This is a genomic window from Corynebacterium neomassiliense (genome assembly GCF_900626215.1).
Lineage (GTDB): Bacteria > Actinomycetota > Actinomycetes > Mycobacteriales > Mycobacteriaceae > Corynebacterium > Corynebacterium neomassiliense.
The window spans coordinates 1,132,185-1,154,850 of record NZ_LR131106.1; the positions used below are offsets into that span (position 1 = coordinate 1,132,185).

Annotated in this window: 18 protein-coding genes; 6 read left to right on the top strand and 12 right to left on the bottom strand. The window is 68.0% G+C overall.

What is annotated here, in order from left to right; translation table 11 throughout:
- Positions 1 to 596: 596 nt before the first annotated feature.
- From E0E18_RS04990 to E0E18_RS05020, 7 genes are read right to left on the bottom strand one after another with little or no spacing between them, the layout of a single operon-like run.
- Positions 597 to 2,777: an ATP-dependent DNA helicase UvrD2 gene (locus E0E18_RS04990; protein WP_130839561.1), complete on the bottom strand. Its 2,181-nt coding sequence runs from the start codon at positions 2,775 to 2,777 to the stop codon at positions 597 to 599.
- Between the two features lie 4 nt (positions 2,778 to 2,781).
- On the bottom strand, positions 2,782 to 3,852 hold the full coding sequence (locus tag E0E18_RS04995) for a potassium channel family protein (RefSeq protein WP_066583632.1): 1,071 nt from the start codon (positions 3,850 to 3,852) through the stop codon (positions 2,782 to 2,784).
- The gene (locus E0E18_RS05000) at positions 3,845 to 7,480 is read right to left on the bottom strand and encodes a UvrD-helicase domain-containing protein (RefSeq protein ID WP_130839563.1); all 3,636 of its coding nucleotides are present in this window, start codon (positions 7,478 to 7,480) and stop codon (positions 3,845 to 3,847) included. The genes E0E18_RS04995 and E0E18_RS05000 overlap by 8 nt, the downstream gene beginning before the upstream one ends.
- A gap of 1 nt (position 7,481) precedes the next feature.
- Positions 7,482 to 10,916 (bottom strand): ATP-dependent helicase, encoded by a 3,435-nt coding sequence (locus E0E18_RS05005; protein WP_130839566.1) that lies wholly within the window; start codon positions 10,914 to 10,916, stop codon positions 7,482 to 7,484.
- The gene (locus E0E18_RS05010; protein WP_130839568.1) at positions 10,897 to 12,108 is read right to left on the bottom strand and encodes a TIGR02569 family protein; all 1,212 of its coding nucleotides are present in this window, start codon (positions 12,106 to 12,108) and stop codon (positions 10,897 to 10,899) included. Before E0E18_RS05010 ends, E0E18_RS05005 begins: the two co-directional genes overlap by 20 nt.
- A gap of 10 nt (positions 12,109 to 12,118) precedes the next feature.
- Positions 12,119 to 13,201 carry a DUF3152 domain-containing protein gene (locus tag E0E18_RS05015; RefSeq protein WP_227871200.1) on the bottom strand — a complete coding sequence of 361 codons (1,083 nt, stop codon included), beginning with the start codon at positions 13,199 to 13,201 and terminating at the stop codon, positions 12,119 to 12,121.
- Between the two features lie 43 nt (positions 13,202 to 13,244).
- On the bottom strand, positions 13,245 to 13,466 hold the full coding sequence (locus tag E0E18_RS05020) for a DUF3107 domain-containing protein (RefSeq protein WP_066583638.1): 222 nt from the start codon (positions 13,464 to 13,466) through the stop codon (positions 13,245 to 13,247).
- 133 nt (positions 13,467 to 13,599) lie between these two features.
- Here E0E18_RS05020 and E0E18_RS05025 point away from each other — a divergent pair, with 133 nt between their 5' ends.
- Both E0E18_RS05025 and E0E18_RS05030 read left to right on the top strand, forming a co-directional pair.
- A complete protein-coding gene (locus E0E18_RS05025) occupies positions 13,600 to 15,012 on the top strand; it encodes a DEAD/DEAH box helicase (protein WP_110481121.1) in 1,413 nt (470 codons plus the stop codon).
- On the top strand, positions 15,009 to 16,310 hold the full coding sequence (locus E0E18_RS05030; RefSeq protein ID WP_202616696.1) for an Rv3212 family protein: 1,302 nt from the start codon (positions 15,009 to 15,011) through the stop codon (positions 16,308 to 16,310). Before E0E18_RS05025 ends, E0E18_RS05030 begins: the two co-directional genes overlap by 4 nt.
- Before the next feature lie 76 nt (positions 16,311 to 16,386).
- Here the strand turns inward: E0E18_RS05030 and E0E18_RS05035 are convergent, their stop codons facing one another.
- Positions 16,387 to 16,827 carry a hypothetical protein gene (locus tag E0E18_RS05035; RefSeq protein WP_066583644.1) on the bottom strand — a complete coding sequence of 147 codons (441 nt, stop codon included), beginning with the start codon at positions 16,825 to 16,827 and terminating at the stop codon, positions 16,387 to 16,389.
- 496 nt (positions 16,828 to 17,323) lie between these two features.
- On the opposite strand from E0E18_RS05035, the gene E0E18_RS05040 reads away from it, so the two are divergent.
- Together E0E18_RS05040 and E0E18_RS14445 are read left to right on the top strand one after the other, a co-directional pair.
- Entirely contained in the window at positions 17,324 to 17,584 is a 261-nt protein-coding gene (locus E0E18_RS05040) for a WhiB family transcriptional regulator (protein ID WP_066583646.1), read from the top strand.
- Positions 17,585 to 17,719: 135 nt separating this feature from the next.
- Entirely contained in the window at positions 17,720 to 17,794 is a 75-nt protein-coding gene (locus E0E18_RS14445) for a 50S ribosomal protein bL37 (RefSeq protein WP_370513275.1), read from the top strand.
- A gap of 124 nt (positions 17,795 to 17,918) precedes the next feature.
- On the opposite strand, the gene rsrA is transcribed toward E0E18_RS14445, so the two are convergent.
- The 3 genes from rsrA to E0E18_RS05055 all read right to left on the bottom strand — a co-directional run bounded on the left by rsrA (position 17,919) and on the right by E0E18_RS05055 (position 19,684).
- Positions 17,919 to 18,263, bottom strand: a complete 345-nt coding sequence (rsrA, locus tag E0E18_RS05045; protein ID WP_066585880.1) for a mycothiol system anti-sigma-R factor — start codon at positions 18,261 to 18,263, stop codon at positions 17,919 to 17,921.
- Positions 18,264 to 18,270: 7 nt separating this feature from the next.
- Positions 18,271 to 18,906: a sigma-70 family RNA polymerase sigma factor gene (locus E0E18_RS05050; protein ID WP_066583648.1), complete on the bottom strand. Its 636-nt coding sequence runs from the start codon at positions 18,904 to 18,906 to the stop codon at positions 18,271 to 18,273.
- A 64-nt stretch (positions 18,907 to 18,970) separates the two neighbouring features.
- A complete protein-coding gene (locus E0E18_RS05055; RefSeq protein ID WP_130839570.1) occupies positions 18,971 to 19,684 on the bottom strand; it encodes an SOS response-associated peptidase in 714 nt (237 codons plus the stop codon).
- A 148-nt stretch (positions 19,685 to 19,832) separates the two neighbouring features.
- Here E0E18_RS05055 and aroA point away from each other — a divergent pair, with 148 nt between their 5' ends.
- The gene (gene aroA / locus E0E18_RS05060) at positions 19,833 to 21,116 is read left to right on the top strand and encodes a 3-phosphoshikimate 1-carboxyvinyltransferase (RefSeq protein ID WP_066585882.1); all 1,284 of its coding nucleotides are present in this window, start codon (positions 19,833 to 19,835) and stop codon (positions 21,114 to 21,116) included.
- Between the two features lie 6 nt (positions 21,117 to 21,122).
- Positions 21,123 to 22,142: a ribosome small subunit-dependent GTPase A gene (gene rsgA / locus E0E18_RS05065; protein ID WP_066583655.1), complete on the top strand. Its 1,020-nt coding sequence runs from the start codon at positions 21,123 to 21,125 to the stop codon at positions 22,140 to 22,142.
- Here rsgA and E0E18_RS05070 read toward each other — a convergent pair.
- Complete coding sequence (locus tag E0E18_RS05070) at positions 22,139 to 22,666, bottom strand: DUF6912 family protein (RefSeq protein ID WP_066583656.1); 528 nt, start codon at positions 22,664 to 22,666, stop codon at positions 22,139 to 22,141. The two genes, rsgA and E0E18_RS05070, sit on opposite strands and share 4 nt — an antisense overlap.

The following is a 22,666-nucleotide window of genomic DNA, read 5'->3' on the forward strand; positions in this document are numbered from 1 at the left end:
CGGAACCTTGACGATAGAAGCACGAGGCGTCGGCCCCTCGGAGACCCCTTCTTCAAAACCCTCAACTGGAACAGTCAGAGTCTCAGGATCAAATTCGACACCAAGAGTCTCTGCAGCATCTATCAGCGCCTGTGATCTACACCGTACGTGCCCGGCACCTCCTGAGCGACAGCCGGAGAAGAAACCCCCCAACCTGTAGTCGCCGCAACAAATGCGGCAACAGTAAATAGTGACTTTGTTTTCATTTTCCTTCACCTTATTATCGTTGACTTATACTCCACTCACAGTAGAAGACCCTTTCGTGGCCCTGCAAGGGCCTCTTTCCCAACAGGGGCACTCCGACCCGCCAGGGAACCATCTGCTCAGAACAGTAACTTGAGACACTTTCCAGACCGCGACGCTTCGACAAATTGCAAACATGCAGGTAACAGAAGTGCTACGGCGACCGCTCCCAGCTCAATGTTCATATAATGTGAACTAATATGGGAGAAATCAATTTACCTTCCGATCTTCATAATTCGGGGGTATCTCTGCCTGACCCCACTCCCGGTGGTGCTCGCACATACCTAATGCAACCGCTGCCCCGGCGTAGTCGTTCAGCTGTAGTTCTTCACGATCCCGAGGATGTCCTCGCCGAACTGCTCGACCTTCGCCGGCCCGATGCCCGGAACCCGGAGCAGTTCATGTGCCGAGGTCGGTGCCTTCAGCGCCACCGCCTTCAACGTGGCGTCGCTCATCACCACATAGGCCGGCACGTCACGCTCCCTGGCCAGGGCGGTCCGCCACGACCGCAGCTCGGTGACCAGCACCTGGTCCCCGTCATCGGCGTGGGCGTCACACCGGCCGAGAATGCGCTGCTCAGGGGTCGTCAACCGGGCGCCACACACCGCACAGGCGTTCTTCGGCGCACCCCGGACCTTCTTCCCCGCACCGGAACCACCGGCGTCGGTCTCCGACCCCTCCCAGGGCACCAGCCCGTCCAGGAACCTGGTCCGCCGGCGCGTCGCTTTGCCACCGGGCTGCCGGGCCTGCGACCAGGACAGTTCCAGAACCTCACGGGCACGGGTCAGACCCACGTACAGCAGGCGTCGCTCTTCCTCGACCGCGTCACCGGCATGTGACCCTTTCAGAGCGTGCCGTATCGGGACTGTCCCGTCGACGAGGCCGACGAGGAACACGGCGTCCCACTCCAGGCCTTTCGCGGCGTGGATGCTGGCCAGGGTAACGCCCTCCACCTTCGGAGGATTCTTCGACTGGGCCCGTTCCCTCAGCAGTCCGAGCAGGTCGGTCATGTCGAGGCCGGGGGTGGCCGTCGAAAGCTCCTCGGCCAGGTCCACGAGCGCCCCCAGTGACTGCCAACGTGCCCGCTCCTGTGCTCCCGTCGGCTCTGTCGGGGTCAGACCCACCGGGACCAGGGCGGCACGCACCTGGTTGACGAGCTGCTCCGGAGTGGGGCGTCCGGCAGCTGTTCCACCGGACCAGGCACCACCGTCAGATTCGTCAGCGGCACCCGTGCCGTCGGCCCTGGCGCGTCCCCGCAACCGCCGTGCCGCCTGTGCCAGGGCGTTGACACCCTGGCGGATCTCCGGTCGCTGGAAGAACCCCTCCCCGCCCTTGACCTGGTAGCTGATGCCTGCGGCATCCAGGGCGTACTCGATCACCGCCGACTGGGCGTTGATCCGGTAGAGAACCGCGATCTCCGACGGTGGAGTCCCCCCGGCGACCAGGGCGGCAATCTTCTCCGCCACTCCCGTGGCTTCCGCTGTCTCGTCGGTGTACTCGGTGAATTCCGGTGCGGGGCCGGCCGGACGCTGACCTTCGAGCTGCAGACGCGACCCCGCTGCCCGGCCCGTCGCCCGCCCGATGACCTTGTTCGCCAGGTCGACGACCTGGGGTGTGGACCGGTAGTCACGGAACAGCCGGACAGTGGTCGCCTCCGGGTAGCGGGTCGAGAATCCCAGCAGGTGATCCGGGGTCGCCCCGTTGAAGGAGTAGATCGTCTGATTGGCGTCCCCGACGACCGTGATGTCGTCCCTGTCCCCCAGCCAGGCGTCCAGCAGTCTCTGCTGCAGGGGGGTGACGTCCTGGTACTCGTCGACGACGAAGGTCCGGTACCGGGAACGGAACTCGTCGGCGACCCCCGCCTCCGCCTCCAGGGCCCCCGCCATCGACTGCAGCAGGTCGTCGAAGTCGAGGTACACCCCGTCGGAGGTGACCTTCGAGTTCTCGTAGCCCTCGAAGATCCGGACGAACTGTTCCGGATCAACCGGGCAGTCACGCCGGTCCGGGACGATGTGCGCCGGGTAGTCCTCCGGGGCGATGAGAGAGGACTTCGCCCACTCGATCTCTCCGAGCAGGTCGGAAAGAGTCGTCTTGTCCGTGGCGACGCCTACGGCCCCGCAGGCGCGGGCGACGAGGGGAAACTTCGAGTCCAGCAGCTGCCACGGGGTGTCACCGACGATCCGGGGCCAGAAGTACCTCAGTTGTCCACGGGCGGCGGCGTGGAAGGTCTTCGCCTGTACTCTCGCCACCCCCATCATGGTCAGTCTCTCACGCAGCTCCGCTGCCGCCCTGGTCGTGAATGTGACAGCGAGGACATGATCCGGGTTGACGAAGCCTCCGGACACCAGGTGGGCGATGCGGTGGGTGATGGTACGGGTCTTTCCTGTGCCGGCGCCGGCGATGATAGCGACCGGGCCCCGTGGGGCGGTGGCGGCACGCAACTGCTCCGGGTCCAGCGCATCGAGCCTGAGCTGGTTGAGTCTGCTCGTGGTCACGCACTCACTTCCCGTCGGCGTCGGTGATGCGCCGGATGTAGAGGATCCTGTCACCCGGTTCCACGGTCTCCGCCTCGACGGAGTCGATGCGGTAGAGCTCACCGGACCGAACGACGCCGAGGACGATGTCCTCCAGGTTCCGCGGATTTCCGCCGACCTCGTCCTCCCCCACCAGTCGCTCGGCGATGGAGAAACCCTCGTCCGGGCTGAGGAGGTCCTCCATCATCCCGGTGACCGAGGGGCTGACGGTGGCCAGGCCCAGCATCCGGCCGGCGGTCTCCGAGGAGATGACGACGGAGTCCGCACCGGACTGCCTGACCAGGTGGGAGTTCTCCGATTCCCGGACGCTGGCCACGATCGTCGCCGACGGGGCGATCTCCCTGACGGACAAGGTGATCAGGACGGCGGTGTCGTCCATGTTCGGTGCAACGACGACGGCCCTGGCCCGGGTCACCCCGGCGAGCTTGAGCACGTCCGACTTCGTCGCGGAACCACGCACGGTGACCAGGCCCCGGGAGGAGGCGTGTGCCAGGGCGTCGGGGTCGGAGTCGACGACGACGATACGGTCCGCGGGCACGCCGTCGGCCAGCAGCGCGGTCGTCGCCGCGCGGCCTTTGGTGCCGTATCCGATGACGACGGTGTGGTTACGCATTCGTTTCCTCCAGCGGCGGATCTGCAGTGCCTTCCGGGACTCCTCGGTGAGCACGGACAGTGTCGTACCGACGAGGAGGACCAGGAAGATGACGCGCATCGGGGTGATGAGCAGGACGTTGAGGAGGCGGGCCTCCTGGGTGACCGGGGTGATGTCCCCGTAACCGGTGGTCGACAGGGACACCGCGGAATAGTAGACGGAGTCCAGGAAGGTCTCGACCCCCTTGTACCCGTCACGGTCGAGGTAGACCACCACGGAGGACACGACGATGAGGATGAGGGCGTAGGTCATACGCCGGATGATCAGCCACCAGGGACTCGCCTGCTCCGCCTCCGGGATGCTGATGATCTTCAGCAGGGCGTGGGGAGGGAGGGAGTCCACCTCCTCGTTCCGGTCCAGCCGGTCGTGCAGGCTGTCACGCATCCTCATGCCCTCCGTCCGGTCCGGCCAGCCATCGTGCCAGATCTTCTGCAGTCGGCAGTGTACCCGGTTCCCAGGTCTCGTTCGGAAGGACGTAGTGGAACGCCGCCCTGACATCGGCCGGGTCGACGTGACGGCCGTAGCGGACGCTGAGCAGTTTCGCCCAGGCTAGCCGGTACACGGCAAGCTGCAGTGAGGCGTCCCGGAGATCTCTGCCGACCGGCTTACGACCGGTCTTCCAGTCCACCACTGTCCAGCCTGTCAGAGGGTCGTCACCGTCGTGGAAGACCGCGTCGATACGGCCTTCGAAGAGGTGGCCGGCGAGGGTGACGGAGTAGGAACCCTCCACGGTCACCGGGGTTCGGGCCGCCCAGATGCTGTCGAGGAACTTCTCCCTCAGCGTCGTCAGTACCGGGTCTGTCAGTGTGGCGTCCGCCGCACCCGGCAGTTCGTCCTCGTCGAACAGTCCGGCCCCGCCGTAGTAGTTCTCCACCCAGTTGTGGAATGCGGTTCCACGCTTGGTGTACGGCCGTGGTTCAAGCGGGACCGGGCGACGACGACGCCGGGCGAACTCCCCGGGGTCGCGGGCCAGGGCCACCGCCTCAGTGGCGGTCAGCCTCGCCCCGAGCGGCACCACCACTTCAGGGACTGTGGTCGCCCGGTACTCCTGGACGAGTGCTGCGGTCTCCCTGGCCCACTGAGCCGCCTGCAGGTCAGTGTCCCGGAGGGCGCCGGTGGCGGGGTCCCCGGCCCCGTCACCACCTCCGGCACCGGCTCCGCGTGCGTCACTGTCGCCTCTTCCCGGGAGGAGGGACAACGCGTCGCGGACCATGGCTGCACCGTCGGCCACCCCGGGCAGCCTTTCGGTGAGGGTGGGGCGCGGCCAGGGTGTCGGAAGGTGCTCCGGCATGCTCCGCGTGTAGGCCTCGACCAGGTCGTTGCGGGCCGCAGGTTCCGCCGGAACCATCACGGCGTCCTCACGACGGCGCAGGGCGCCGTCCTCCTCCGCCTTCGCAAGCCTCTTCAGCTCGGTCTTCGAGTACACCATCCCCAGCTGCGACCAGGTGACGATGCACTGTGGTGCGGTGGCTGCCAGGCGGTCACGGATGAGGGTGAGGGCCACCGACGGGTCCACCGGTTTCTTCGCGTCATTGTTGAAGGCTGCGCCGGAGACCAGCAGACACTTCTGGGCCCGGGTCACCGCCACGTAGAAGAGGCGGTCGTCCTCCCTTGCGGCATGTGTCCCGAGAGCTGTCCTGAACCTGTCCTCGGCTTCTACCACACCTCTGCGGTCGACCACGTCGGACAGGTCCAGGACCGGCATCCCTGTCAGGTCGTCCGGGTCATCGGTGGCGTCACCTCGCAGCCCGGACGGCAGGATTTCGGCGTTGCGGGTCCACAGGTGGACAGTCGGTCTCTTCACCGCGTCCGCGTAGGTGGCTCTGGTGGCGTGGGGGACAGCCACGATGTCCCATTCAAGTCCTTTCGCTTTGTGGACGGTGAGGAGTTGTACGCAGTCGCTGCGCTTCTCCACTTCACCGGCCTCAAGTCCTTTCTCCCTCTCCTCCGCCGACCGGAGGTAGTCGACCAGGGCACCCGGGGACGCCGCGCTGAGCTCCGAGAAGGAACGGACCACCTCGGCGAAGCGGTCGAGGTGACTGGTCCCGATGGAGCTGCTCCGGTCCCGGTGGTAACGGGTGAGTACCTCGGTCCGGACCCCGGTCATCTGCTCGATGTCCGCGACCAGGTCCGTCAACGGTTTCCCGAGGGACTGCAGGCGGAGGAACCGCAGTTCCCTGCCCAGCTCGCCGAGTCGACGTATCCCCTCGGCGGACATGCCGAAGTTCTCGAGGCCGCGGAGGTCCGCGAGTGCCTCCGCAAGCCCCACAGGGACCCGGGCGGAGTCCCGGTCGATGTCCGCGAGTCTGCGGCGGACACCCGCTGCCGCCGCAGAATCGTCCGGCCGGGCGGCGACCAGTGCGCTGAGCCCGGTGAGGTCACCGTCACCGGTGGTGGAACCGGTGTCCACGTCTGCCGTCCGGTCGCGACGCGACAGTTGGTCGACCCGACGTGCCAGCGCCTGCAGGTCGGCCGCACCGATGTTCCACCGGACCCCGGTGAGAAGCCGGAGCAGTGCGATGTCGTCGGACGGGTCGACGAGCACTCTGAGGGTGGCGTACACGTCGGCGACCTCGGGCACCTCCAGCAGGCCCGGTCCGGCGGTCATGTCCACCGGCACACCACGTTCTACGAGGAGGTCGTGGATCGGTCGTGCCTCGGCGTTCTTGCGCAGCAGTACCGCTGCGGAGAACGGTTCCCCGGCATCCCGGTGGTGGTAACGCTCCGCCAGTTGGTCGGCGAGCCACTCCAGTTCCTCTTCGCGGGTGTCGAACCATGCCGCCGCGACGTCACCGGTCCCGGCGCCGGGCCGGGACTCCAGCGGTGAGACGGTACGTGCTCCGGCCGGGCCTGCCGCCGACAGGGACCACCGGGACACGGTGTTGGCCAGGTCCAGGACCCGGGCGGGGTTACGCCACGAGGTGGTCAGTTCCAGTCGCGGTGCCGGTACCGGCCCTGCCCCCGTCTCCGGGTCCGCGGGTCTGGCCGGGAAGTCCGTCTGGAAGTGTGTGAGGTTCGCCGCCGTCGCTCCCCTGAACCCGTAGATCGACTGCATGGGGTCTCCGACGGCCGTGACGGTGAGCTCCGGGTCCACCCCGCCTCCGAACAGTCCGCGCAGCAGTATCCGCTGGGCGTGGCCTGTGTCCTGGTATTCGTCGAGCATGATGACGCGGAACCGTCGCCGTTGGGCGGCACCGACCTCTGGGTGGGCGGCGACGACCTCGGCGGCGACGGACATCTGCTGCCCGAAGGTCATCAGGTCACGGTCCGAGAGCCGGGCCCGGTAGTCGGCGACGACGTCGAGGAGTTCCAGCCGGTAGGCCAGGGCGTCACCGACGGACTGCAGGGTGGACTCGACCCCTTTGAGCACTTTGCCGTCACGGTGGGGCAGCCCGTCGATCTCCGCGGCGGTCGCCCGGCACTCCTCGATGACCTCCTCACGGGTCACCAGGTGATTGTCCATGCCGTCGTTGAGCTCCAGCATGTCGTCGATGATGGTGGGGACGGAACGGTGCGTGGTGAAGCCGGTCGGACGTTCCATGACGACGTCCCGGGCGATCATCCACCGTTCGGTGTCCGAGATGATCCTGCCTCCCGGTTCGGTGGGCAGCAGCAGTCCGTACTCCCGGACGATGTCACCGGCGTAGGAGTCGTAGGTGGACACGGTCGGAGTGACGGTCTGCAGTGCGCGGCGCCGCGGGTCGTCGACGTCGAGCGCGTCCGCGAGTCCTGATGACGCCAGGGACTGCAGTCTGGAGCGGATCCGGACCCCGAGTTCCCGGGCGGCCTTGCGGGTGAAGGTCAGGCCGAGCACCTGTTCCGGCAGTACCAGCCCGTTGGCCACGAGCCAGACGACCCTGGCCGCCATGGTCTCGGTCTTGCCCGCGCCGGCTCCTGCGACGACGAGCACGGGCCCGGCGGGGGCACCGATGACGGCGGCCTGCTGGTCCGTGGGCGGGAACTCCTGCCGCAGCCACCGTTGTGACAGTTCGAGGGGATCGATGGTGTCCATGTCAGACCACCTGCTCCCCGGCCCGGCAGGCAGGGCAGAGGCAGGCGTACTCCGTACCCGCGCAACTGTCCGTGGCCCGGAATCCCGGTCCTGCGATTCTCGCCGCCGTGGCCAGGGCGGTCCTGCGAAACGCCTCGAGGTCGTCGGCGCTGAGAATCCCCTGACCCAGGGTCTTCACTGACGCCGTCTCCACGCGCGGGTAGACGAGCATCGCACCGTCGGTGCGGCGTCCGTCCTCCATGTCCACGAGGAGCTGGTAGGACGCCAGCTGTGCACTGTCTTCGGCCTGCTGCGCAGTTTTCGCCGTCTTCCCTGTCTTGAAGTCCACCACGGTGGTCGCCCCGTCGGCTGCTGTCTCCAGTCTGTCTGCCCGGCCCGTCAGGATCACCGGCAGGCCTTCCGGAGTGTGACCTATCATCTGCTCCAGCTTCTTCTCCACTTCCACTGTCCGTCCGTTTCCTTCCCGCTCGAGAAGCCACCGGTGCAGCCGTTCGACACCGTCGAGGCAGCTCTCCACGAGTGGTCCTGCGGTCCATGCGGGACCGTCGATGATCCATGGGACGACCTGGCTGACGAAGTCCCGGGCCTCCTGTTCTGTCAGCCCCCGTGCGAAACCTTCGGCGAGGGCGTGGATGAGGGTGCCCACTTTCATCGCCTGGGTGGCGGGGACCCTCCTCAGGCTGTCGAAGAAGGTCGCCAGGTCGCAGCCTGTCGACGTCGGGGAGGTCGTCTGCCCCGCAGATCCTGTGGACCCGTCGACGGCGCTGCCCCGGGTGACGCCCAGGCTCTCCAGGGTCGTGGGACTGATCCTCAGGGTCGGTCCGGCATCGCCCCTGCGGTAGGCGACCGCCGGCCCGGTCGACGAGGGTTCCGCTGTCCCCCACCACTCACCGGGTGCCGCCCCGTAGACGCCGGCGTCGGCCAGGACAGCGAGATTGCGTGCCGCGGCACGGCGTTCCTCCGGGTCCCTGGAGGGGTCACACACGGCGTCCCGCAGCTCGGCGACGAGGGGTTCCATCGCCAGCACCCGGGGGAGGGTGCCGGACACGGCTTCAGCGGGATGGGGTTGCGGCTGACAGGGGTCGTCGGCGTCCTCCACTTCCCCGACGCCGGGGGTCGCGACCTGCATGTGGTTTCTGACTTCGTCGAGGAAGCGGGAGGGAACGGAGGCATCGTCGCCGGTCGACTCCACCGCGGTGACGAGGGTCCTCCGCGTCGCCCGGGACACGGCGAGAAGGAAGAGCCGGCGCTCCTCCGCCAGGGCGGGCGCGGCCCGGGACACCAGGGTCCCCGGCTCAATTCCCCGGTCAACCAGGTCGACGAGTTCCTGCTGTCCGAACAGTCCTCCTACGGTGGGGCCGGCCGGCCAGGTGTCTTCCTGGACGCCGCTGACCACGACCACCTCCCATTCCCTTCCTGCGGCGGCGTGGGCGGGGAGGATCTCCACGGCGTCCGGACGGACTCCGCGACGGTCACGGGTGCCGGTGGGGAGCTCCTGTGCCCGGACGCCGTCGAGGAAGGTCTCCAGGCTCACCGCAGGTGTCCGTTCGACAAGGTCTCCGGCCAGGTCGAACAGGCTCATCACGGCGTCCAGGTCCCGGTCCGCCTGGGATCCGAGCGTGCCCCCGCGCAACGCCCTGGTCTGCAGACGCGTGGACAGTCCGGTGGCCTGCCACACCGCCCAGAGCACCGCCTCGACCGACCCGCCGGCGTCGACAGCCTCCCTCCCGGCCGTGATGACCCCGGTGACACGGTCGAGCAGGTCCCTTTCCCGCGGGCCCAGGACACGGGACCACGTCTCACGCTGACTGTCGGTGGCACGCCCCGTGACCAGCAGTGCGACGGCTTCCATCGCCCCGGTGCCGCTGCCTGCGACGATCGGTGCCACCGCCCTCTCCAGCCGGCGGAGCATCACCGGGTCTGCTCCCCCGACCGGGCTCTCCACCAGCTGTCGGAGTTCCGCCACCGTAAGGGGACGAGTCAGCGCCTCTACGGCGAGGAGCAGGGACGCCACGAGAGGCTGTTCGGCGAGCACCACACTGGTGGGGTCGACCTTCACCGGCACGCCGTGGCTGAGCAGGGTACGTCGCAGCGGGGGGATCTGTCCGACAGTACGGACCACCACAGCGATACGGTCCCAGGCCACCCTGTCGCTCACATGGGCACGGCGGACGGCATCGGCGACGGTGAGGCGTTCCGCAGTGGCCGAGGGCGCCCTGCAGACGGTCAGGTCAGGTACCGGCCCTCCCTGCCCGGCATCCCCGTCCCCGTTCTCTGCGGCGCGTACCGGGATCCTGGTTCCGGACGGCGGCAGAAGCCGGGTGAGCCGGTTGACCGCGGTGACAGCCGACGGGCCGAGTCGCCGGGACCGTGACAGGACCACCCGGTGGTCCGGATCGGCGGCGATCCCGGTGAGATACTCCTCATCAGCGCCCCGGAAGTGGAAGACGCACTGGTCGGCGTCACCGGCGACGAGGGTACGGGCGCCGGGGACGGTGAGCATGTCGAGCAGCCTGGCGGACGCCGGGTCAAGGTTGTGTGCGTCATCGACGAGCAGGAGACGGATCCTGGAACGCTGCTTCTCCAGCACGGACCGGCCTTCCGCGGAACCGTCGAACTCCGCGAGGACACGGTGCAGCAGTTCCGAGGCGTTGAGTGCCCGGGACCCCGACAGCCTGCCCACCTGACGGCTCTCCCTCAGGAAGTCTCCTGCCGCCACCCACATGTCCATGTCATGGCGCCGGCCCAGTTCTGACAGCTCGTCGGGCCCTATACCGCGCTCTTCCGCACGCAGCAGCAGGTCACGCAGCTGCCTTGCGAATCCGACCAGGCCGAGTGCCGGACGCATGCGTTCCGGCCAGGACCCGCTGCCGTCCTCGGCGTTGCCGCGGAGCAGGGCCCGCACCATCAGGTCATGGTCGGCGCCCGTCATCAACCTGGGGAGAGGATCCCCACGGCGGGCGGCGACCGAGCGGAGCAGCGCGAAAGCCCAGGAGTGCACTGAGCGGACCGGGGTGCCGGTGGCCGCGTACCCGGGATCGTCCCGCAGCATCTCGGTGAGTCTGGCGCGCAGATCGGTCGCCGATTCCTTCGACGGGGTCACCACCATGACCGATTCCGGGTCCCCTCCACCACGCAGGTAGTTCACCAGGGTGTCGAGCAGCAGTGACGTCTTGCCGGTCCCCGGTCCTCCGAGGACCGCGTACGCCCGGTCGCGGTCCACCCTGTCGTCGTCGACGACCAGTGCCCCCGCCAGCCCGTTCCACACCCGGGTACCGGAAGTCACCGCCCCGTCCGGGCCGCCGGGGTCGAGCCTGACCCGCACGCTGTCGGCTGACCCGATTCTCCTGCGCAGGCTGGCGTCCGCCATCGCGGCTGCCCGGTCGGAGTTCAGTCCGTCACCTGACGGAAGGGCGTCACTCGGACGACCCGGCATCCGGGTATCCCTTCCAGTCGATGTTTCCCGCGCGTCTGTCACTGTCTGCCCCTGTCTGCTGTCCGGTGTGCGTGTCTTCCGAACCGCCCTGTCCGTCCGTACCAGCCGTGCCTGCCGTACCTGCCGTACCTGCCGTGATTCCTGTGACCGACGGGTCGTCCGGGTGTTCCCCGCCACCGGTGGCACCGGTGACACCGGTGGCGGCGGGACCGGCTGCACCGTCGTCCGTATCTTCGCTGCCGGCATCCATACTGCCCTCACGACCGGACCGGCCGGTCACCCGCACCGCCACAATATCGCTCACACGTTCGAGTCCGGGCCAGGCCTCCGGCCGACTGTCCGGAAGCACCGCGTGGACAAACAGACGGTAAATCACCGCCCGGAGCAGCAGCTGATTGAAATCCGGCAGGTGGCTCCACCTGTCGAACAGCTCATCCTCGGCATTGGCCCAGGCCACGGCGTCCACCACCAGAAGGGCCACGGACCATGCCGCCGGACGCCACACGGGAACCAGGTCCACCACCGCCGGATCCGCATAGCCGTCGAAGACGGTGCATCCCAGCACATCCCCGTGGACGAGCTGGTCGGCGGAACTCACGTCCGCGCGCAGGGGAAGCAGGCCGGCCGCTTTCTCCATCGCCGCGGCGACATCGTCGCGTGGCACCGCCTCCGGATCCATGACCGGAGCGAGCAGCCCGGCGGGATCGTCGGACCAGGCCGCCTCATCCGCGACGGCGAAAAGGTCACCGTCGACGAGCTCCTCCCCCCGCTCCGGGGTGACCCTGTCAGGGCCGAGGAAGGGCGGCCGCTGCTCCCCCGACAGGGCCGCGTTGAGGCTCAGAGCTGCCGCAGCCACCTCGTCGAACCGGGGGGCGCGGTGTCCGGAGACGAAAGAGCGGGCGGTCCAGCCCCCCACCGAATAGCGTCCGTCCGTTGACCTCAGCGGGCGGGGCACACTGACCCCGGCCGGCCGGATCCTGTCCATGACCTGTGCGACCCAGGTCGCCCGTGCGGGGTCGGACACCGGGGTGAGGACGACGTGGTCGCACCTCCAACCATCCCCCCAGGCGTGGCCGAGCCGGACGGGAGTCGAATACCCCACCTGAAAGGCACCCCGGACTCCCTCCGTCGGCGCACCTGCCGGGGTGCGGTCACCACCGCGGGTGCCGCTGTCGCGGGTCGTGTCAGCCATGCGGACCACTCTAGTGGGAGGAGGCGGTGCCGCCGTCGGGACGGGGCCACGGGTTGGCCCGGCACACCGCGTCGATGTCGCCGGCGTCATCGGTGTACTCCGATCCGGCGTCGAGTTCCGCCAGGTCGCGGTTCGCCAGACTCAGAGTCTGCTGCATCATCACCGGGGCCAGGTCACCGTCGGCGGGGCACGGCCGGTGCGCCGCATGGCCGAGTCCGTGACCCACCTCGTGGTTGACGACATACTGCCGGTAGGAACCGACGTCACCCTGGAACGGCAGAGCACCCCGCACCCAGCGCGCGAGATTGATGATCACCCTTCCCTCCCCCGCGGCACCGGACGTTTCTCCGGAAGCGTCGCCACCGCCGACGAAACAGCTGGTCTCGAGCCTGATCTCTCCGCCGCACAGGGTTCTGGTCGTATCGGGGGTGGTCAGGCGGATCCTCAGGTCGGGGGCACCGGCGTCGGAGACGCTCACATGCCGGAAGACGACAGGGTCATCGGTCTCCGCTGTCCATGACCGTGGGTCTGCGAGGGTGGCGTCGACCATGGAGGCGAAGGCGTCGCCTCCTCCGAAGGAGGAGGTGTCGGTGCCGTCCTCGACCTCCACGACATAGGTCACTGTCCGCACACCTGCCCTGTCGGGGTCCCCCGCGACGGCGCCCGGGGTCCCGACACCGTGCCATCTTCCGGCTCCGCTGCGGGTGTAGTCACCGCCCGGCGGCAGTTCGCCGACCGTGTCCGAGACAGGTGCGCCGGCCAGCGGCCCCGCCGATGCCGCGTCCCGGGGCGCGGCGTCCTCACCTGCAGGGGAGGACGCCACGACATCCTGCCGGTCACCGCTGTCCGGGGAGGAACCACCGGTGAACACGTCGACGAGCACCCCGACAGTGACCAGGACGACGATGAGCGCCCCCACCGCGATCCAGCGTCGGCGACGGTAGACCGCTGCAGTCGGAGGTCTCCGACCACCCTGTCCCCGGAATTCCCCGTCGCCGGGGCGTGCGGACCCACCGGAGTAGGCGGGACGACTGTCACGGCTTCCGGAAGGGTCGGTGACCCTCGTCCGGCCACCTTCGTTCCTGTGCGTCACTGTGTGCAGGCGCCCCGCATCCCCTCGTTACTCTCCGTACCTGTCAGATGAAGCCGACGGCGCGGGCGGTCGAGGCGCCCACCTCGATGAAGGCCACCTGGTCGCGGACGAGGATCACGACCGCGCCCTTGCTGTCCTCGAGGCTGAGGGTGCCGGAGTCACCGGCGAGGAACTTCCCGACCCTGTCGATCAGCGCCTCCCGGTCCTCCTTCGAGTTGATGACGATGTCCCGCGGGGAGGCGACGAAGCCGACCTTGATATCCATGTGGGCAGACCACACCTTTCGACGAAATGGTCCCGCAGTGACGGACACCGACGGGCTCTGGTGAGCGCCGGTGGCCTCCCGGGCCGACCGGCGCTGTAACGTTGACCATCATAGCGCCAACGACAACTTGAGGATGGTGGCAGTGGACAGCACCCGACCGACGTTCCGGAGCCTCGGCGTCGCCGCGGAGATCGTGGACGCCCTCGGTGAACAGGGCATCGACCGGGCGTTCGCCATCCAGGAGAGGACCCTCCCCCTCGCACTGACGGGCAAGGACCTGATCGGACAGGCCAGGACGGGTATGGGAAAGACCCTCGGGTACGGGATCCCGGTGCTCGACCGCCTCTTCGACGACGCTGACGTCACCGACCTCGACGGCACGGTCCGTGGACTGGTCGTGGTGCCCACCAGGGAGCTCTGTCTCCAGGTCACCGAGGATCTCTCCGCAGCCGCCGTCCACCTCACCGCACCGGCGTCGCCCCTGAAGAGCGACGGCAAGAGTGACGGCAAAGGCAACGGGGGAGGTACCGGGGGTGACGTACGACCGTTCCGCGTCACCGCCGTCTACGGCGGCGTCCCTTTCGAGAAGCAGGCCACCGCCCTTGCCGCCGGCACAGATGTGGTCGTCGGGACGCCGGGACGTCTTCTCGACCTGTCCCGGCAGAAGATTCTCGACCTGTCCCATGTGGAGGTACTCGTCCTCGACGAGGCGGACGAGATGCTGGACCAGGGCTTTCTCGACGACGTCACGGCGATCATGGCACAGACCTCCCCTCGCCGCCAGACCATGCTCTTCTCGGCCACGATGCCCGGCCCGGTCGTCGCCCTCACGAGGAGTTTCATGAACCGGCCCGTCAGGGTGAGGGCGGACAACTCCTCCACCCGTGCCACCCATGCCACGACCAGGCAGATTGTCCTCCAGTCACACCGTCTCGACCGGCTCAGCGTCCTCGCCAGGATCCTGCAGACCCCGGGCCGCGGCCGGACCATCGTGTTCACCCGCACCAAGCGCACCGCCGCGACTGTCGCCGAGAATCTCGCGGGGCTCGGCTTCCGCGTCGGGGCCGTCCACGGGGACATGAGACAGAACGACAGGGAGCGGTCCCTGGAGGCTTTCCGGGACGGTTCGGTCGACATCATGGTCGCCACCGACGTGGCTGCCAGGGGCATCGACGTCGAGGATGTCACCCATGTCATCAACTACCAGGTACCCGAGGACGACAAGACCTACGTCCACCGGATCGGCCGCACCGGACGGGCCGGCCACTCCGGCGTGGCGGTGACCCTGGTTGACTGGGACGACCTGACCCGGTGGCAGGCCATCGACGACACCCTCGGCCTCGGCTTCCCCGATCCTCCGCGGTGGTTCTCCACCTCCCCTGAGTTTCTCGCGGAGTTCAACCTTCCGGACAGTGTGACCGACCGGGTCGGACGGCCTCTGCGGGTCCACGGCTCAGGGGCGGCCACCGCACCCGCGCGCAGAGAGCGCCCGCGGACCGGTCACGACCGGCGTCCTGCCCGCCGCTCACCGGGGGCGCCCCGGTGAGCCGCCGTTCCGTCCTCCCCTCTCCGGAGCGCCGCAGCCGTACCGATCTCACCGTCACCGCGCTGATCGTCGTCGTGGTCCTGCTGGTCGTGGTAGGTACCTGGATGCTGTCCGACGCCCGCGGTACCGCGCACTCCACCGCGGCACCCGGTGACGCCGTGGCCCCTTCGACCTCCGGCACCGTTGCACCTCCGTCATCACTGACAGAGGTGTGGAGAGCCTCGACCGACTCCGGTGTCTCACCGGAACCGCTGACGTTGGACGGCGCAGTGGTGCTCACCGGTGCCGGGAGAGTCTCCGTCGTCGACGCCGCTGACGGACACGAGGTGTGGTCCTACTCACGGGACCGGGAACTGTGCGGTGTCTCCGGCGGCTGGTCCCGGGTGGTCGCGGTCTACCGTGGGCCCAAGGGGTGCGGCGAGGCCACGAGTTTCAGCGTAGGCACGGGCGTCTACGAGGACACCCGTTCAGCCCTCGCCGACTCCGACGTCCGCCTCTTCCGCTCCCTGGACCACATCGGGGTGCTCAGCAGTGACCGTGTGGAGCTGTGGAGGTCAGATCTTGTACGGACCGTGGAGGTCGGACACCAGGAGATCCCGGTCAACCCCGGAGACCAGCCGACCGACGGATGCACCTTCACCTCGTCACTGACACGTAAGGAGAATCTGGCCGTGGCGGTGCAGTGTCCGGACGACGCCGACGGTGAGCGCCGTGTCAGTCTTCTCGGCGCTGATCCGGAGGACTCCTCCGAGCCGGAGACGGTCCACGACTTCACGGTGCCGGCAGGTTCCGAGCTCGTCGCCGTCAGTCAGGACGCCGTGGTCATCTACGTCCCGGATGACGGATCGGGCAACCGTTTCCAGGTTCTGCGCACCGACGGGACGTACCGGGAGTATCCCACGGAGCCTGCCCCGGTACTGTCGCCGGAGGCGCGGGCGGCGTCCTCCGGCGGTGCTGTCGCCGGTACCGCGGAACCGTCCCTGTTCATCCCGCAGACGGCGGATCTCCCCCACCACATGACCTGGTTCGACGGAGAACGGGTCACAGCTTTCGGCCCCTCCGACCTGGCCCCGAAGTTCTCGGTGCCTGCCCTGGGCACCGGGGCTGCGATGGGAGGACGTCTTCTCCTGCCTGTCCGGGCAGGAGTGGCCGTGGTGGACTGGAGCGACGGACACATCGAGCGGGTGATACCCGTGGACCGTGGCGACTGGAGCGGTCCGGTGACGTTACGCGTCCAGGGGGAGACGGTCGTCGAACAGCGCGGCGACACCGTGGTCGGGCTCAGCGACCGCGGCTGACCCCCGGCCACGCCGCCTCTGTCGCGCGCCTTTCCTGTCACGGCCGCCGGAGCGAACCCGGGCCGGACACAGCCTCTCAGTCGCCGTAGCGGCGGGCCGCCCACTCCACGGCGGACGGGTTGAACAACAGTGCGAGACCCACCAGTCCCACCAGGACAGTGGGAACACCGAGCTCAGGACGCCCCGAGGTGAACATGTAGTAGGACACGAGCACGAGTATCATGCTGACCATCGCCACCGGCCCCCTGCCCCACCGTCTGCCGTCCTTGAGGAACCAACCGGCGACAGCGACCACCCCACCGAAGATGATGAACCACAGCGCTGTGCCGTAGCCGCTGATCTTCGCTCCCTCGTCGTGGAAGCCGTTGAGTTCCCGGACGATCATGACAACGGCCACCGCCAGGCCGACCGCCCCCTCGATGATTCCGAGCCATCCGGCGTAGCGGACGCTCGGCGGAAGGACGAGGGGACGGGATTCTCCGGCACTGTTCTGCTCTCGGCGGCCACGGGCACTCATGGTCACCGATCCTAGCGTCCGCGTCCCCGGTCCGGACGGAGCACGCCCCCGACGGACACGTCGACCTGTCGGACACGTCGGCCGGTAGGACAGGAGTCCAGGAGTCCACGAGCCCGCAATCGCGAACAGGTCGGTCTATTAGTCGAGCCTTACCCGAAGAACCAAATCGAACTACTGTGACATGCCCCACTCTTTTTCGCTCACCCCTAGCGGAGCCGTCGGTTCCGTGCCATTATCTATCTCGTAACAGCGAGAGGGCCTGCAGGTTACACACCGGTTAATCACCGGGGTCACGCTCCCTCCGCTATCCGGCGACAGCCGGGGTGACTTCCACAACCGCCCCCGCTTCGCTTCTCTTCCGTTCACACCCGACGACCCGGACCGGTCACTGTGTGGTCCGGGCGCGTTCATCCGCGCCCGGGGCCACCACCCTGTCCTGACTGCAGTTGTCCTGCATTTCCGCAGACACCGACTACCTTTCAAGGAGAAGATCATCATGGACTGGCGTCACCAGGCAATCTGTCGCAGCGAAGACCCCGAGCTTTTCTTCCCGGTCGGCAACTCCGGCCCTGCCCTCGCTCAGATCGCCAAAGCCAAGCTCGTCTGCAACAAGTGCCCCGTCACCCACGACTGCCTGGCCTGGGCGATCTCGTCCGGACAGGACGCCGGCGTGTGGGGCGGCATGAGTGAGGACGAGCGCCGCGCCCTCAAGCGCCGTAACAACCGCGGCCGCACCAGGACCCGCGCCACCGTCTGACAGGCACGGACTGCCGGGGAACAGCGCCAGCACCGGGGGGATTTCCACTCCGCTGACACGCCTCGGTAGACTGGCGAAGTTGCAAACCCCGAGATTGTTTTCGGGGAAACCCGTCGACATATCTGAGGAGTGACCATGAGCAAGCGTGGCCGTAAGCGTAAGGACCGTCGCAAGAAGGGCGCCAACCACGGTAAGCGCCCGAACGCCTGAGGCGACAGACAGGACGGAGGCCCGTCCGGAGAATTCAGATTCTCCGGACGGGCCTCCGGCGTCACCGGCTGCGGTACCTCCGCTCCACCGGTCCCCCGTCATTCCGGACCACTCCCGCCCAGTCTCAGCCGCGGTCGAAGTGCACCCGCCTGACGGACGCGGTCACCTCGGTCACCTCGGTCACCGTGGCGCTGTCCCCCGAACCGACTGTCCTCCGGACCGTGGTCGACCGCAGTGCGGTGACGATCCGGCCCCGTAGATCCTCCGGGGCCGAGTTGCAGCACCTGGCACGGAGCAGCTGACGGACCTGCTGTTCTATACCCAGCTGTTCCAGACACGTCGGACAGTTCTCGACATGTGCGGCCAACCGTGCCCGCAGGCTCTCGTCGCACCCGCCGTCCACGTACTCGTAGAGAACGTCAACGAGGTCGTCGCAGTCGGAGTGGAACTTCCTCTGGTTGTCAGTCATCGTCATCTCACGCTTTCGTCTTCGCTGCGGTCTTCTTCGCAGGTTCCGTCGAGTCCAGTCCGATACCCTGCTCCGCGGCGACATCCTTGAGGCGGGTGCGCAGCTGTCTGCGCCCGCGGTGCAGCCGGCTCATCACCGTCCCGATGGGGGTTCCCATGATTTCGGCGATCTCCTTGTACGGGAGGCCTTCGACATCCGCGTAGTACACGACCATGCGGTAGTCGTCGGAGAGTTCCATGAGGGCGTCACGGATCCTGTTGTCGGGGATGCGCTGCAGTGCCTCGATCTCGGCGGAACGCAGTCCCGTCGAATCGTGGGAAGCCACATCCGCCAGCTGCCAGTCGGTGACCTCCTCGTCGGAGGTTTCCCTGGGACGACGCTGGGCCTTGCGGTATTCGTTGATGTAGGTGTTCGTCAGGATCCGGTACATCCACGCCTTGAGGTTCGTCCCCGGACGGTAGGACCCGAAGGCCTGGTAGGCCTTCATGTAGGTGTCCTGGACCAGGTCCTGGGCGTCCGCAGGGTTCCGTGTCATACCGAGTGCGGCACCGTACAGCTGGTCCAGCAGGGGCAGCGCGTCCGCCTCAAAGCGGGCGAGCAGCTGCTCGTCGCTGTCGTCCGTGCGCTTCACGGTATTGCCCATGGCTCCTCTGCATCGTCGGCGGTCTGTGCCGTTCCACCGGAGTCAACGGTTCACGTGAACGGCCTTATTCCCCCATGATATCCCCGGGCCGGCCTCCGGCGACATCGCGGAGAAGCTCGGGGCCGTTCACCGAGACATCACCTACCCGACGGTCGACCTCCCTGGCCTGCAGTGCGGCAGTGTCCGGACCACCCGGAGGGGAGGACGCCAGCGCGCGCAGTGAGGGCCCGTCCCCGTCGAGCCAGTGCAGTGCCTCGCCCCCGTCCTGCCCCCCGGAGAGCAGCCGCGGCATCCGGTCGTGCAGCCAGGCCACCGGTTCGACCGACCGTGAGGTGACCACGGTCGACCGCAGGTTCCCCTCCCCGTCGGGCCGGACGAGCCCCGCCACCGTGAGGACGCCGTCCCCGACGACCAGGTACGGGGTCTTCGCCCCTGCTCCGTCCACGTACCACTCGTACCATCCGTCCATGACGACCAGGGCCGGTTCGGACCCGCGGAAGGACGCCTTGTCGAAGGCGGTCTCACCGCGGGCGTTGAACAGAACCCTGCCCGGACTCCACGGCGCCCGGTAGCCCCAGACAGCGGGTCCCAGCATGAGCTTTCCCCTGAACCTGCGGACGACGAGGATCCGGTGGGTCGGGGCAGTGTTCCAGCTGGGTCCGATGATATGCCCGCCGCCGCCGCCGGACGCTACCGGGTGCACCTGTTCGCCCAGTCGCGTCGTCAGGGCGGAGACCAGTGTCTCGGTGGAGCTGAACAGGACGTAACGGCCGCACATACCGGCCAAACTACGCGTCCTGCCCCGGTCTGTCCTGTGAACCGGACCTGTGCCCCGCACGGTCCCTGCCGGCATTCCCGCCGTGAGCCTCCGCCTGTGTCTCACCCGGCCGTGGCTCCACGGGCGGGGTCATGGAACACTGGAGACCATGAGTGCAACACCGTGGGCCGCACCTTTCGCCCCGTCCCCCGTCACCGCCACCGTGTCCGTCCCCGGTTCCAAGTCGATCACGAACCGTGCCCTGCTCCTTTCCGCACTCGCGGACGCACCCTCGGTGATCACCGGCGCCCTGCGCAGCAGGGACACCCTGCTGATGGCGGACGCCCTGCGCACTCTGGGGGCCACCGTCGTCAACGACGGGGACAATGTCATCGTCACCCCGGGCGAACTGCACGGCGGCGAGGTCCGGTGCGGGCTGGCCGGTACCGTGCTCAGGTTCCTCCCCGCGGTCGCCGCCCTGGCGCACGGAGAAGTGTGGTTCCAGGGCGACCGTGAGGCACGGTCGCGTCCCATGGGCACCACCCTGGCGTCGCTGAGGGCTCTGGGGGTCAAGATCATCGAATCCGGGGACGGAAGTTCACCGCTGCCGTTCGCGGTCGTGGGCGAAGGCAGGGTCCACGGCGGTGAAGTCCGGATCGACGCCTCGGAATCGTCACAGTTCGTCTCAGGGCTTCTTCTCGCCGCCCCACGCTTCGACGAGGGTGTCACCGTCGTCCATGTCGGCCCGGCCGTGCCGAGTCAGCCGCACATCGAGATGACCGTGGAGATGCTGCGGGAGGCCGGCGTGGAGGTGGACGTGAGCTTCAACAGGTGGACTGTCCGGCCCGGGCCCGTCCGGGGACGTCACTGGTCGGTGGAACCGGACCTGTCCAACGCTGCCCCGTTCCTCGCCGCGGCGGCGGTCACAGGCGGTGAGGTGCGGGTCCGCGACTGGCCGGTGACCACGACCCAGGCCGGTGACCAGTTCCGCACTGTCCTCGCCGACATGGGGGTGTCCGTGGAACATGAGACCCACACCGGCTGTCTCGTGGTCCGCGGTGACGAAGGTGGACGCCTCAACGGCATCACCTGGGACATGCACGACATCGGAGAGCTCACGCCCACCGTGGCCGCTCTCTGTGCGCTGGCACACGGTCGCAGCCACCTGTACGGGATCGCCCATCTGCGCGGACACGAGACCGACCGTCTGACTGCGCTGGAGAGCGAGCTGACGAACCTGGGATGCGGAGTGACCCAGACCGACGACGGCCTGGTCATCGACCCTGCACCGCTGCACGGAGGACTGTGGCACACCTACGCCGACCACAGGATGGCCACCGCCGGGGCGATCCTCGGGCTGGTCACTGAGGGGGTCAGGGTCGAGGACATCTCCACCACCAGCAAGACACTGCCGGACTTCGAACAGCGTTGGTCGCAGATGGTGGGGGTGTAGCGCCTGATGGCGAGACGGCGTTACGACGAATCTGACGTCAAGGTCCGTCCGGGCCGCGGGTCACGGCCCAGGACCAAAGACAGGCCCACCCACCGGGACGCCGAGACAGGCATGGTCGTGACGAAGGACCGCGGACGTTGGGGGGTGGTACTCGACGGCGCTGCACCGGACACTCCCCCCGCGATATGTATGCGTGCCCGCGAACTGGGACGCACCCCCGTCGTCGTCGGGGACAGGGTCGCCGTCGTCGGCGACACGTCGGGCCGTGACGGGACCCTTGCCCGTATCGTCCGCCTCGAGGAACGCAGGACCGTCCTCCGCCGTACCGCCGACGACACGGACCCCTACGAGCGGATCGTGGTCGCCAACGCCGACCAGCTTCTCATCGTCACTGCTGTGGCAGATCCCCCGCCACGTTCCGGATTCGTCGAACGGGCTCTCATCGCAGCGTACGCCGGGGGCCTCACCCCGGTGCTGTGTCTGACGAAATCGGATCTGGCCGACCCCTCGGACTTCGCCTCGGAGTTCACGGACCTGGACGTGAAAGTCATCGTCTGCGGGCGCGACGACCCCCTCGACCCCGTGGAGGAGGTGGTCCGTGGACATCTCACCGCTCTCATCGGGCACTCCGGCGTGGGAAAGTCCACGCTTGTCAACCGCCTCGTACCTGACGCGGACCGGGCCACCGGGGCCGTCTCCGGAGTCGGGAAAGGCCGGCACACCTCGACCCAGTCCGTGGTTCTGCGCCTGCCCGACCCCGCGGACACCGGAAAGCCCGGATGGATCGTCGACACCCCCGGCATCCGGAGCTTCGGCCTGGCCCACGTCGACCCGGACACGGTCATCGACGCATTCGAAGACCTGCGTGACGTCATCGCGGACTGTCCCCGCGGATGTTCCCACCTGGGTCCCCCGTCGGATCCGGAGTGCGCGCTCGACCGTCTGACCGGGGCCAGTGCCAGAAGGGTCACCGCGGTGAGGACACTGCTCGGGGCCCTGCGTTCGAACAACGACTGGGAGCTCTAGAGCAGTTCGACGAGGACGCCGAGTTCCCGGGCGTCGTACCAGCTCATCAGGTTGTCCTCACAGTCGCCGAGCGTGATCTCGGCGTCCTCGTCCCCCAGGTCGGCTGCGTCGACGACCTCCACGGCAGCAGCGGTCGCCGCCTCATTGCCGCTGTCGTCGACATGGACCGCCGCCAACTGGCCGACCTCCAGTTCCGCGGGTGACAGCTCGACAACCGCATCCCCCTTCTCCGGCGCGGGCGTGACCGACTCCGCGGGCAGGTCCGCCGACACAACCACGCGCCGGTGGGGGAACTTCTCCTCACCCCCCGCGCTGAGCAGCCGGAGGGACGCCCGGGAAGCCTCGAGGAAAGCGTGGTACTCGATCTCCTCGTCATCGCCGGCGGTGAAGAACTCCCGCAGCGCCGGGGTCAGTGCGAAACCCACCCCGGAGGGAACGGCGATCTTTCCGTCCCGGGCGAGATCTCCGAGCATGCTGAAGGTGGCGGGAAGATACACCCGGACAGTTCCCTGCTGCTCAGACAT